Below are 12,419 nucleotides of genomic sequence, written 5' to 3' on the forward strand. Positions count from 1 at the left end.
CGCGCTCACCTCCCCCGCCACTTGGGCGGCCGCTTCTCGGTGAAGGCCGCGTGGAACTCGGCGTAGTCCTCGCCGTTCATGAGGAGTGCCTGGGTGGAGGCGTCCAACTCGACGGCGGCCGCCAGTGGCATGTCCAGTTCGGCCGTCAGCAACGCCTTGGTCTGTGCGTATGCGAGCGCCGGGCCGTCGGCCAGGCGGCGGGCCAGCGCCTGCGCGGCCTCGTCGGCACGGCCTTCCTCCGCCAGCTCGCTGATCAGCCCGATCCGCTCCGCCTCGGCCGCCCGCACCGGCTCGCCGAGCATGAGCAGCCGGGTCGCGTGCCCGAGCCCGACGACGCGGGGCAGCAGATAGGCCGCTCCCATGTCGCCGCCGGACAGGCCGACTCGGGTGAAGAGGAAGGCGAAGCGGGCGGAGGGGTCGGCGACCCGGAAGTCGGCGGCCAGTGCCAGCACGGCCCCGGCGCCCGCCGCCACTCCGTGCACCGCCGCGATCACCGGGAACGGGCACTCCCGCAGGGCCCGCACCACCTGTCCGGTCATCCGGTTGAAGTCCAGGAGCTGGGCGGTGTCCATCGACAGGGTCGCACCGATGATCTCGTCGACGTCGCCGCCCGAGCAGAAGCCGCGGCCCTCGCCCGACAGCACCAGGGCGCGTACGGCCCGCTCCCGGGAGAGCTCGGCGAGCAGGTCGCGCAGGTCGGCGTAGGCGCCGAAGGTGAGGGCGTTGAGCTTGTCGGGGCGGGCGAGGGTGACGGTGGCGACGCCGTCGGTGCGCTCGACGCGCAGGTGCCGCCAGGCGGAGGTGCGGGCTGCGGAGCCGGTGAAGGGACTCATGACGTGCGGCCTCCTCGGGGGGACTGCCTCTGCCTCGCTGCGCTTCCCTTCGAAGCTATCACTCATCTGTGACTGTCGTCACGAGACCGCGATACGGCGTTGTGAAGTGACCGATAGTCGCCTGCTCCGTCGCCGCCGTCACTTCGTCACGGGACGGCGATAACGCGGTAACGAGGCGACTCGTCACGGGAGGGCGTCCGGTCACCGGGGTAAGCCGTCCGTTGTCGGGGCCGCGGGTCCCGAACGGGGGCCGCCGGGAGCCGCTGTCGAGGGCCCCCGTACCATTCCTGAGGTTGAAAGCAGGACAGCCTGATGGTGATCACTGGGACGCCCTGCGCCATGAACGGATCCACCTTGCACGAACCTCCTTCCGCCGCCTCCGCCTCCTGGCGCGTCGCGCTGCCGCACACGGTGGCCGCCGTGCCCGTGGCGCGTGCCCTGGTCCGTACCGCGCTGGCCGAACTGGAGCACACCGCCGACTGCGACACCGCGGAGCTGCTCACGGCGGAGCTGGTCGCCAACGCCGTCGAGCACACCGCGGGCCACGGGCCCATAGAGCTGGTGGTGGAGCTGCAGCCGACCGGCTGCCATGTCGAGGTGCACGACCCGGACCCGGCGCCGCCCGGCGGCCTGACCCGGCCCGGCCTCGAGGCGCCGGATCCCTGGCAGGAGGGCGGGCGCGGCCTGTTGCTGATCCGCGCCCTGAGCTCCTCCTGCGGTCACCGCCCCACCGAGTCGGGCAAGGCGGTCTGGTTCAGACTGCCGGCGCTGCCGCCTCGGCTGCGTCCTGCGTGACCTCTTCGGCGACCTGGGCGGCGTCGGTGGCCTGCGCGGCCCCGGCCACCTCGGTCGCCTGTGCGGCCCCGGCCGTACGCTCCCGCTGCGCGAGCCGGGAGTGCCGGCGTCCGTAGCCGACGTAGACCAGCAGCCCGGCCGCCAGGAAGGCCGCGAACTGGACCCAGGTCGTCCACCCGGTCTCGTACATGAGGTAGAGGCAGAAGCCGACGCCGAGCAGCGGGACCACGGGGTACAGCGGCACGCGGAAGGTCCGGGTGAGGCCGGGCTCGCGGCGGCGCAGCGCGATCACCGCGATGTTGACCACGGCCATGATCGCGAGGGTGCCGATGGTGCACAGGTTCATCACGACGTCCAGCGAGGCGAAGCCGGCCGGGACCGCGAAGACGGCCGCGACGATCAGGGTGCCGGCGACGGGGGTGGAGGTCCGGGGCGAGACCCGCTCGAAGACGCGCGGGACGAGCCCGTCCCGGGACATCGACATCAGGATGCGGGTCTGCCCGTACATCACGGCGAGCACGACCGAGGCGATGGCGACGACCGCGCCGAAGGCGATGACCGCGCCGCCGACCGAGGACCCGGTGACCACGTTGACGACGTAGCTCAGCGCGGCGGGCCGGCCGCCGACCTGGTCGCCGCCGACGGCGCCGATCGCGGCGAGCGCGACCGCGCAGTACAGCAGCGTGACCAGGCCCATGCAGACGAGGATCGCGACCGGGATGTCCCGGCGCGGGTTCTTCGCCTCCTCGCCGGCCGTGGTGATCGCGTCGAAGCCGATGTAGGAGAAGAAGGCCGCGGTGGTGCCCGCTCCGATGCCGCCCAGGCCGGCCGGGGCGAACGGGACCAGGTTGCCGTGCTTGAAGGCGCTGAAGCCGATCACGCAGAACGCGACCAGGACGACGAGCTTGACGGCGGCCATGGCGGCGGTGGCCCGGGCGCTCTCGCGCACCCCGCGCACCAGCAGCACGCAGCCCATGGCGATCACGAGCACCGCGGGCAGGTTGACGATGCCGCCCTCGCCCGGCCCGGCACACAGCGCGGCGGGCAGCTGCCATCCGGTGAGGCTGTGCAGGAGTTCGTTGACGTACTGGCTCCAGCCGACCGCGACGGCCGAGATGGAGACGCCGTACTCGAGCAGCAGGCACCAGCCGACGAGGAACGCGGTGGACTCGCCGAGACCGGCGTAGGCGAAGGAGTACGACGATCCGGAGACCGGGATCGCGCCGCCCAGCTCGGCGAAGGCGAACGCGGTGAACACGCACGTGATCGCGGCGAGCAGGAAGGAGACGACGACGGCCGGGCCGGCCTGGGCGACCGAGTCGGACAGGCCGACGAAGATGCCGGTGCCGACGATCGCGCCGACGCCGAAGCAGACGAGCTGGAACAGGCCCATCGTGCGCTTGAGGCCGTGGCCTGCGCGGTCGGCGCCGGACTCGGCGACGAGGAGGGCCGGGGACTTGATGCGCAGGGCGCGGCGGGGGGTGGTGCCGGGAGCGGGCATGCGGGTGGTGCTCGTTTCTGGTGGTGCGGGTGCGACGGGGTTCGTCGCGTGGCGGCCGGGGCGGGGTGGCTCCGGGCCGCCGGTCAGGATAAAGCCGGTCAGGATAAGGCCGGTCAGGCGAGGGTGGCGACGAGGATCGCCTTGATGGTGTGCAGTCTGTTCTCGGCCTCGTCGAAGACGACCGAGTGCGCCGACTCGAAGACCTCGTCGGTCACTTCCAGGGACCGCAGGCCGTGCCGCTCGTGGATCTCGCGCCCGACCTCGGTGCCCAGGTCGTGGAAGGCGGGCAGGCAGTGCAGGAACTTCACGTCAGGGTTGCCGGTGGCGCGCAGCACGTCCATCGTCACCGCGTACGGGGCGAGGGCCTCGATCCGCTCGGCCCAGACCGCCTTGGGCTCCCCCATGGACACCCAGACGTCGGTGGCCACGAAGTCCGCGCCCGCGACGCCCTCGGCGATGTCCTCGGTGAGCGTGATGCGGGCGCCGCTCGCGCCGGCGAGCTCGCGGGCGCGGTCGACGATCTCCTGGGCGGGCCAGTAGGTCTTGGGGGCGACGATCCGGACGTCCATGCCGAGCAGGGCTCCGGTGACCAGGTAGGAGTTGCCCATGTTGAAGCGGGCGTCGCCGAGGTAGGCGAAGGCGATCTCGCGGGGCGGCCTGCCGGTGTGCTCGGTCATGGTGAGCACGTCGGCGAGCATCTGGGTGGGGTGCCAGTCGTCGGTGAGCCCGTTGTAGACGGGGACGCCTGCGTGGGCGGCGAGCTCCTCGACCGTGGCCTGGCTGTCGCCGCGGTACTCGATGGCGTCGAACATCCGGCCGAGGACGCGGGCGGAGTCCTTCGCCGACTCCTTGTGCCCGATCTGCGAGCCCGCGGGGTCGAGGTACGTCGTCGAGGCGCCCTGGTCGGCGGCGGCGACCTCGAACGCGCACCGCGTGCGCGTCGACGTCTTCTCGAAGATCAGCGCGATGTTCCTGCCCCGCAGGTGAGGGGTCTCGGTCCCGGCCTTCTTGGCGGCCTTCAGCTCGGCGGCCAGCTCGACCAGACCGCGGAACTCCTCCTCGGTGAAGTCCAGCTCCTTGAGGAAGTGGCGGCCGGCGAGGGCGGTCGGGACTGTCGCCATGGGGGCGCTCCAACGGGTGTGGGACAGGACTCTGGAATTCTATACGATGCTCAACATTTCTATGCGATCACGTTCCGTCCGCGCGGTCGCCCTCAGGCTCCCACGGCGTCCCGTTCGACCGGGCAGCTCATGCAGCGCGGTCCGCCCCGGCCGCGACCCAGCTCGCTGCCCGGGATCTCGATCACCTCGATGCCCTGCTTGCGCAGGTGCGTGTTGGTGGTGGAGTTGCGCTCGTAGGCGACCACGACGCCGGGCTCGACGGCGAGGACGTTGCAGCCGTCGTCCCACTGCTCGCGCTCGGCGGCGTGCACGTCCTGGGTCGCGGTCAGGACGCGGATCTCGCTCAGGCCGAGGGCGGCGGCGATCGCGCGGTGCATGTGCTCCGGCGGGTGATCGGTGACCTTCAGCTCCCGGTCCCCGCTGCCCGGCTCGATGCTGTAGGAGCGGAGCATGCCGAGCCCCGCGTACTGGGTGAAGGTGTCCCCACCGATCATGGTCATCACGGTGTCGAGGTGCATGAAGGCGCGCCGCTTGGGCATGTCCAGCGCGACGATGGTCCGGGCCGACCCGGAGGCGAACAGCTTGTACGCGAGCATCTCGACGGCCTGGGGCGTGGTCCGCTCGCTCATGCCGATGAGGACGGCACCGTTGCCGATCACGAGCACGTCCCCGCCCTCGATGGTCGACGGGTAGTCGGCCTGCCCCTCGGACCACACATGGAACGTTTCGCCACGGAACAGCGGGTGGTGGCGGTAGATGGCCTCGAAGTGCACGGTCTCGCGCTGCCGGGCGGGCCAGCGCATCGCGTTGATGGAGACGCCGTCGTAGATCCAGGCGGACGTGTCACGGGTGAACAGGTGGTTGGGCAGGGGACCCAGCAGGAAGTCGTCGAGATCCATGACGTGGAAGCGGACGGACGTCGGTTCCGCGTGAGCGGCCAGGAACTCCCGCTTGGTCATCCCGCCGACGAGGGCCTCGGCCAGCTCCTGTGCGGGCAGCGTCTCGAAGGCGGCCCGGATGTGGTCGGTGGCGAGCGGCCCGTACTCCTTCTCGTGGAAGACCCGCTCCAGGACGAGCGTTCGGGCGGCCGGGATCTGCAGCACCTCGGTGAGCAGGTCCCCGAAGAGGTGCACGGAGACCCCGCGGTCGCGCAGCACGTCGGCGAACCCGTCGTGCTCGGCCCGCGCCCGACGCACCCACAGCACGTCGTCGAAGAGGAGGGCGTCCTTGTTGCTCGGGGTGAGCCTCTTGAGCTCCAGATCCGGTCGGTGCAGGATCACGCGGCGCAGCCGCCCGGCCTCGGAGTCGACGTGGAATCCCATGGCTTCATCCTGACCATCGGAGGCCGGATTCACCCGTCCCTCGCGTGTTTTCATGTCCCCTTGTTTTCGTCTCATTGACGACAATCATGCCGAGCGTTTATCGTCCACATGACGAAAACAGGAGGGGATCGATGGCCGACATCACCCGGCGCCTGGGCTGGCGCCACCTGCGCGGCGCACCGACGGCGCACGTCCGGCACCACCGGTCCGGCCGGCTCGCGCACGACGGCCCCGGGCTCAGCTTCTGGTTCCGCTCGCTGACCGCGTCCCTGTCCGAGGTGCCGGTCGACGACCGCGAGCTGGCCATGACCTTCCACGCCCGTACGTCCGACTTCCAGGACGTGTCGGTGCAGGCGACGGTCACGTACCGGATCAGCGCCCCGGCCGTCGCCGCCGAGCGCCTGGACTTCTCGATCGACCCGGACACCGGGGTGTGGCGCGGCGCGCCCCTCGAACAACTGGCCACACTGCTCACCGAGACCGCGCAGGAGCACGCCCTGGCCGTCCTGGCCCGTACGCCGCTGTCGGCTGCTCTGGCCGACGGCGTGACCGCGGTGCGCGAGCGGGTCGCGGCCGGGCTGGCCGCCGAGCCCCGGCTCCCGGCCACCGGCGTCGAGGTGGTCGGCGTCCGCGTGGTGGCGCTGCGTCCGGAACCGGAGGTGGAACGGGCCCTGCGCACCCCCGCCAGGGAACAGATCCAGCAGGAGGCCGACCGGGCGACCTACGAACGACGGGCGGTGGCCGTCGAGCGGGAACGGGCGATCGCCGAGAACGAGTTGGCGAGCCGCATCGAACTCGCCCGGCGCGAGGAGCGGTTGGTCGAGCAGCGAGGTACCAACGCCCGGCGCGAGGCCGAGGAACAGGCCGCGGCGGACGCGGTACGGGCCGAGGCGGAGGCGGCCCGCACGGTCCGGCTGGCGGATGCCGAGGCGGCTCGCACGGAGCGGCTGGCCGAGGCCGAGGCGGCCCGCTCCGTGCGGCTCGCCCGGGCGCAGGCCGAGGGGGCGCGCGAGGTGGGTGAGGCACGGGCGCAGGCCCAGGCGGCGTGGCTGCGGGTGCACGCGGACGCCGACATCGCGACCCTGCACGCCCTGACCGGGACCCGCCTGGCCGAGAACCTGCCGCGCATCGACCATGTGACGATCTCGCCGGACGTACTCACCGGGCTGCTCGCCAGGTTGGGCGGACCCACGTCCGGAGCCGTACCCACGGCCGGCTCCGCGCCCGCAACCGGAGCCGAGCCCGCAACGGGGGTCGGCCCCGCCCGCCCGGAGGCGCAGGCGTGAGCCTCGCGCCGCGCGTCGTCCTCGTCCACCGCACCACGGAGTACGAGGAGTTGGTGGCCCGCCACGGCACGCACGGCCAGGCCGCCTTCTTCCTCTCCTCCCGGGGCCGCGACATCCGGGAGCTCGCCGAACGCCACCGCCGCACCCGGCGGGCGCTGGCCGAGGTGGCCTCGGCGGTGCCCCTGACCTGGCGGCAGACCCGGGTGGAGCGGGCCGACCTGGACCGTTTCCTGTTCGCCCCGGAGGACGTCGTGGTCGTGGTCGGTCAGGACGGGCTGGTGGCGAACGTCGCCAAGTACCTCTCCGGCCAGCCGGTACTGGGGGTCGACGCGGATCCGGACCGGAACCCGGGGGTGCTGGTACGGCACCGGCCGCGGGAGGCGGCGGCACTGCTTCCGGCCGTGCCGGACCCGGGGACGGGCGTCGAGGAGCTCACGATGGTCGAGGCCGTCGCCGACGACACGCAGCGGCTGGTCGCGCTCAACGAGATCTATCTGGGAGCGCCCGGTCACCAGACCGCCCGGTACCGCCTGTGCCTCGACGGCGACAGGGGTGTCGTCGAGGCCCAGGCCTCCTCCGGAGTACTGGTGGGCACCGGCACGGGCGCCACGGGCTGGCTCCGGTCGGTGTGGCAGGACCGGGGCAGGGCCCTGCGGCTTCCCGGCCCTGCGGAGGACCGGCTGCTGTGGTTCGTGCGCGAGGCCTGGCCGTCGCCGGCCACCGGAACGTCCCTGGTGGCGGGCGAACTGCCGGCCACCGGCACCCTGAGCCTGACCATCGAGTCCGAACGGCTGGTCGCCTTCGGGGACGGCATGGAGACGGACGCGGTGGATCTGACGTGGGGCCAGACGATCCGGGTCGGGGTGTGCCGGGAACGGTTGCGGCTGGTGGGCTGACGGCGCCGACGGGCCGGGCCGCGGTGGCTTGACGGCGCCGGTGGCCTCACGGTGCCGTGGGCCCGGTCAGCTGCTCGGCAACGGCTGCAGGAGTTCCGGGCGGGCCAGCATGCGCCGGGTCTCGCGCCCCGGTTCCAGGACGGACCGGGCGACGATCCACCCGGCCAGCGCGTGCGGTCCGGACGGGTCGTCCGCGAGAGCCTCGGCATACCCGGCCAGGGCAGCGGCCGGATCCCCGGCGGCGAGATGCTCGTCGGGGGTACGGGGGGCGGTGGGCCGGGCGGCGAAGGCGTGGGTGCGGACGTCCGGCCACAGGGTCCGGTCGGCGCGGAAGCGGAGGGCGTCCCGGGCCGGTCCGGCGGGCGACGAGGGCGGTACGACATTGCGCAGCCGCCACTCGGTGCGGTGCAGTGCCGCGGCCGCCCGGGCACGGCTGAGGGCGGCCGGGGGGACGGGCCGGCGCAACCAGCCGTCCAGCGTGCCCGCCAGTCCCGACACCAGCGCGCGGCCCTGCGCGGTGAGGCGGCCGCTGGTCAGCAGCGTCCGCACCACGAGCCGACTCTGGGTGCGGCGCAGCGCGAAGTGGTAGCCGGCCGTGTCGGCCGTCCGCTCGTCCTGGGCGTCGGCCAGCCGGTCGCTCCAGAACCCCGCGACTCCGGTGAACGCGTACGCGCCGTGCAGCAGGCCGGTGAGATGGCGTGGATCGGCACGCCAGGGGGCGTAGTAGCGCTCCTCCCGGTCGTCGTCCAGCAGCGGGAAGAGGTGCAGGAGGGCGGCGAGCTTGCTGTGCTGGAACTCGTGCACGAGCGTTTCGGCGAGGGCGAGCGCACAGGCGGGGCGGGCGATCACCATGCCGCCGTAGGAGTCGCCGCTGGAGGCGGAGACCCGGACCGTCGGCGGGGCGGGGGGCAGGGTGGTGGTACGGCCCCAGGGCGCTATGGAACGCAGGGCCGCCGGGTCCAGGCGCCCGGGCCCGGCGTCGCCCGCGAGCAGCTCGACGGCCTGCTCGAACAGCCGCTGCCACGCCTCGGCCTCCGCATCTTCAAGTCTGGCCGGCGCAATGGGGTCGTCGAGGTCGCGGTAGGGGTCGAGGTCGTCGAGGGGAAGGGAGACGGGTCCGGCGGGACCATGGTGGGTGAGGGTGCGCAGGGGCAGCCAGCGGGAAGTGGCGCTGTGCGGGCCGGAATCGGGCAGGTCGTTCCCGGACCGCTCCCCCGCGCCGCGCACCGGTGCCGTCGCCGGGCGGATGGTCAGGCAGGACGAAGTGCCGTCGCGTCCCGGGCCGGTGAGGGTCAGCAGTCCGGCACGGGTGACCGCCCGGCCGACCGTCAGCCCCGGTTCCGCCTCGGGGAGCCGGGCCAGCCCCAGGCCGGGGAGGGACAGACCGCCGTCGGTGAGCGGGACACCGAGGCACGCCTCCGTGCCGGCGTGCAGGGACGCCGAGACGGCCAGGGCGCCCAGGTGGCCTGCCTCCGCCCACAGCGGCGGGCCCGCCGCCGTGCCGTGCACCCGGCGCAGCACATGGGCGATCCAGCCGCCGGTCGCCGGGGCGAGCAGCAGCCGGTCGACCGGCTCGGGTGCCCGCGCGGCCGCCTCCTTGACCACCTGCCAGGCCTCGGCGGTCGGGCTCAGCGGGGTGGGCAGCGCGTCCAGGCAGTCGAGCAGGGTGCGCAGGAGCAGCAACCGGCGCGCCCGTTCCCCCCGTTCGAGGAAGGCGACGGCCTCCGCCGAGCCGCCGCCGGCGGCCAGTTCCGCGAAGAGCCGCTCGGGCATCCGGAACGTGGCTCGGCGTGGCTCGCTGGTCATGGGAGGGGCCTCCGGTCGCGGGTGCGGGCGTGCGGGACCCCCCGTGGGCGCGCGGGGACCCGGGTAGGGCTCTGTGGGCGGTGCGGCGGCGGCTATTCGGCCCGGGCGGGGCCCTCACCTCCAGCCCTCATGCTGCTGCGTGCGCGCAGGACCTCCGCCAGGAGACGGGCGGTGGGAGGGAGCGGGACGAGTTCGTCCACGGCAGTCAGGGGCAGCCCCGTGAGGTCGGCCAGATCCGACTCCCGGACGTCGATGCCCACGGCGACGGCCGGTTCACGGACAGCTGCTTCGGCGTGCAGCAGACCGGGCTGCTGGTCCAAGGTGCTACCCCCTTCTCTCACGGTGGCACGCGATGCCCCGTGTCCTTTCCATCATGGCCATTCCCGGCCGGGTCGAAAACCGTACGATCACGCCACCGGATCATTTCTGATGGCGCGGGCCCCTCGCCCGGTCCCCGAACTCCCTCAGGGCCGCCGCCAGTTCGTCCCCGCGCTCGGGATCGTCGTCGATGGACACCACGGCGTCGTACAGCTCCCACAGCGCCTCCGGGCGACGCCGGGCGAGCCCGTTGAGGATGCCGGCCGCGTCCGTACGGGCCTTGGTGTGACGGGCCAGCGTCCCGGTGACGCGAGGGTCCAGCGCGGCGACCACCGTCTGCCGTTCGGTGGGATCGGCCATCAGCGGATAGGCCAACAGGGCGTCCACGGCCCGCTGCAACGGCGAGACGGGACGGGCCGCCGGGGCCGGTGCCGACGCGGGCAGGATCTCGGTGCGTTCGGGGCTCTGCAGCCGGATCTCCGGATGCTGGAGAGTACGGCCCGCTTCCCTGAGGGCCCCGATGCGTGCCCGGACGGCGGGAAACAGTTCTTCCGGATCGGGCGGTGCGGGCAGTACACCCGCCCGGTCGGACAGCAGGGCGAGCAGCACGTCGGAGAACAGCCCGGTGCCCCGCACGGGGTCGTTGACGGCGGCCCGTCCGCGGCCCGCGGCTCGCAGCACGGTCTGCTGGTGGGCGAGGTTGTGCCGTCCCACCGGCAGGGCGTCGGGCGGCAGCGGTTCCCGGAAGCCGAGGGCCTCCTCGAAGGTCTCGCAGGCGTCCACGATCCACAGCTGCTCGGTGAACGCGGGCACGGCGTCCCCGGCGTACCGGGCGAGCGCGGAGTCGAGGTCGATGCCCAGCTTGTCGGCGGTCGTGGCGTCCGCGCAGAAGAGTCTGAGGTGCCCGGACCGGTCGAGGACGCCGTGTCCGCCCCACCACACCCACAGGAAGTCGCCCTGTCGCGCGGGCAGTTCGCGCACGAGGACGCGGCGCAGTGTGGCGTGGTCGGCGGGCGCGTACGGGACGCCGGGGTCGTACGACGGCAACGGGGCGAGGTGGAGCAGCAGCTGGTCCTCCGGCACCCCGGCGGCGCGCAGCAGCCGGTGGAAGCGGACGGCGTCCCGGGCGGGCCCCGGCAGGTCCCAGGCGCCACCGGCGTCGTAGTGCTCGATGCCGACGATCAGGGCGTGCACACCCGACGGGTGCACGCGCCGCGGCGCCGGTGCCGGGCCGGTCACGGCAGGCGGTCCGCGATGTGCCGGTACACCGCCGGGTTGGTCCAGTAGGCGCTGTGCGCGGCGGGGAAGGGCTGGCGGCTGTCGACGGCGACGTCGGTGACACGGCCCGGGAACAGCTCCGCGCCGCAATAGCCGAGCAGGTCGCGGGGATCGTACAGATTCAGCCAGTCGGGGACGTGCGGCGGCAGGGGCGCGGGGTGTTCCAGGGACGGCAGGGAGCCCGACTCGTACAGGAACGGCCCCTGGGAACCCGCCGTGACCAGGAGCCGGACCTGGGGCAACGGCCGGGAGATCAGGGTGTCCAGGGCGATGATGCCACCGAGGCTGTGTCCGACCAGCACCACGGGCGGCTCCAGGCCCGCGACGAGGGTCCGCAGGTCGGCGCGGACGGCGGCGCCACGGCTGAGGTAGCGCAGGATGTCCCCGGCGGCGGGATGGGCGGCCTCGGTGAGGGCCCGCCGGCGGCGCAGGACGGCACGGGAGGCGGCGGAGCCCGCCGTCCGCAGCACCAGGGAGCGCAGGCCGCGTTCCGCGCCCCTTGGCGGTGCTCCCAGGGCCTCGCCGAGCCGGACGGCAACGGCGTCGCGGGTGTCGCCGACGGGGACGAGCGGGGTGTCCGCGTCCAGGGCGTCGGCGATGAGCCGGGCGGTGAGGCTGCGGGCAGCCAGGGCCGCGAGGTCGTCGGGGTCCAGGGCGTCGGCGGCGGGGCCCAGCAACGGGTGGGAGGCCAGGTCGGTGGTGGCGCGGGCCAGGCCGGGGCCCAGCTCCGCGGCGGGTGCGTCGCCCTGGGCGGCGAGGGCGGCCAGCTGGGCCTGAAGCTTCTGCTCGGGCGGTACGGAGCCCGGTGGGCGCTCGCCGGACCGCTCCGCTCCGACGGCGGCCAGGGCGAGTTCGGCGTACGGATCCGCGTAGAGGGCGGACCAGGCCGCGGCCGTGTCGTCGCCGCCGTCCGGTCCCGCCGGGGCGTCGGCGAGGCCGCGGGCCGCGCCCTGCGGGGGCAGGCTCGCGCCACCGGCGCCGAGCGTGGCACCGTGCGTGCCACCCCAGTAGTAGGGCACGATGCGAAGTCCGTCGCGCAGCGCGGTCAGCCCGGCCGCCACGCGCCCCGTCAGCGCTGAGAAGCCAGGTTCGCGAACCCCGGTCCCATGGATGAACACGACCGCCGTCATGTGCCCCCCGTGACACTGATGCAGTGCCCTGTACGACCCCCGATGCAACGTCAAATTACCAGTATTCTGGGGAGTTGGGGGTTCAGCGCCGAAGACGCGGACCCGCCCTTGGCCGAAGGGGTCGGCCTCGACA

General features: G+C 73.5%; 11 protein-coding genes. 3 read left to right on the forward strand and 8 right to left on the reverse strand.

Going from position 1 to position 12,419, the window contains the following annotated elements; translation table 11 throughout:
• Positions 1 to 5 precede the first annotated feature (5 nt).
• Positions 6 to 833: an enoyl-CoA hydratase family protein gene (locus tag AB0A61_RS28215; RefSeq protein ID WP_361297988.1), complete on the reverse strand. Its 828-nt coding sequence runs from the start codon at positions 831 to 833 to the stop codon at positions 6 to 8.
• Between the two features lie 339 nt (positions 834 to 1,172).
• On the opposite strand from AB0A61_RS28215, the gene AB0A61_RS28220 reads away from it, so the two are divergent.
• Positions 1,173 to 1,628 (forward strand): ATP-binding protein, encoded by a 456-nt coding sequence (locus AB0A61_RS28220; RefSeq protein WP_361297991.1) that lies wholly within the window; start codon positions 1,173 to 1,175, stop codon positions 1,626 to 1,628.
• On the opposite strand, the gene AB0A61_RS28225 is transcribed toward AB0A61_RS28220, so the two are convergent.
• The 3 genes from AB0A61_RS28225 to AB0A61_RS28235 form a co-directional block, all read right to left on the reverse strand.
• Entirely contained in the window at positions 1,588 to 3,129 is a 1,542-nt protein-coding gene (locus AB0A61_RS28225; RefSeq protein ID WP_361297994.1) for an amino acid permease, read from the reverse strand. The genes AB0A61_RS28220 and AB0A61_RS28225 overlap by 41 nt on opposite strands.
• 113 nt (positions 3,130 to 3,242) lie before the next feature.
• A complete protein-coding gene (gene argF / locus AB0A61_RS28230; RefSeq protein WP_361297997.1) occupies positions 3,243 to 4,250 on the reverse strand; it encodes an ornithine carbamoyltransferase in 1,008 nt (335 codons plus the stop codon).
• A 92-nt stretch (positions 4,251 to 4,342) separates the two neighbouring features.
• The gene (locus tag AB0A61_RS28235) at positions 4,343 to 5,572 is read right to left on the reverse strand and encodes an arginine deiminase (RefSeq protein ID WP_361298000.1); all 1,230 of its coding nucleotides are present in this window, start codon (positions 5,570 to 5,572) and stop codon (positions 4,343 to 4,345) included.
• A 131-nt stretch (positions 5,573 to 5,703) separates the two neighbouring features.
• Here AB0A61_RS28235 and AB0A61_RS28240 point away from each other — a divergent pair, with 131 nt between their 5' ends.
• The gene (locus tag AB0A61_RS28240; protein ID WP_361298003.1) at positions 5,704 to 6,858 is read left to right on the forward strand and encodes an SPFH domain-containing protein; all 1,155 of its coding nucleotides are present in this window, start codon (positions 5,704 to 5,706) and stop codon (positions 6,856 to 6,858) included.
• Positions 6,855 to 7,754: a hypothetical protein gene (locus tag AB0A61_RS28245; RefSeq protein WP_361298006.1), complete on the forward strand. Its 900-nt coding sequence runs from the start codon at positions 6,855 to 6,857 to the stop codon at positions 7,752 to 7,754. The genes AB0A61_RS28240 and AB0A61_RS28245 overlap by 4 nt, the downstream gene beginning before the upstream one ends.
• A 66-nt stretch (positions 7,755 to 7,820) precedes the next feature.
• Here the strand turns inward: AB0A61_RS28245 and AB0A61_RS28250 are convergent, their stop codons facing one another.
• From AB0A61_RS28250 to AB0A61_RS28265, 4 genes are all read right to left on the reverse strand, one after another.
• A complete protein-coding gene (locus AB0A61_RS28250) occupies positions 7,821 to 9,560 on the reverse strand; it encodes an HEXXH motif domain-containing protein (RefSeq protein WP_361298009.1) in 1,740 nt (579 codons plus the stop codon).
• 92 nt (positions 9,561 to 9,652) lie between these two features.
• Entirely contained in the window at positions 9,653 to 9,880 is a 228-nt protein-coding gene (locus AB0A61_RS28255) for a hypothetical protein (protein WP_361298012.1), read from the reverse strand.
• 100 nt (positions 9,881 to 9,980) lie between these two features.
• Entirely contained in the window at positions 9,981 to 11,117 is a 1,137-nt protein-coding gene (locus AB0A61_RS28260; protein ID WP_361298015.1) for a caspase family protein, read from the reverse strand.
• Positions 11,114 to 12,286: an alpha/beta fold hydrolase gene (locus tag AB0A61_RS28265; RefSeq protein ID WP_361298018.1), complete on the reverse strand. Its 1,173-nt coding sequence runs from the start codon at positions 12,284 to 12,286 to the stop codon at positions 11,114 to 11,116. The genes AB0A61_RS28260 and AB0A61_RS28265 overlap by 4 nt, the downstream gene beginning before the upstream one ends.
• Between the last annotated feature and the right edge of the window lie 133 nt (positions 12,287 to 12,419).

Source organism: Streptomyces sp. NPDC046197 (genome assembly GCF_040646295.1).
Lineage (GTDB): Bacteria > Actinomycetota > Actinomycetes > Streptomycetales > Streptomycetaceae > Streptomyces.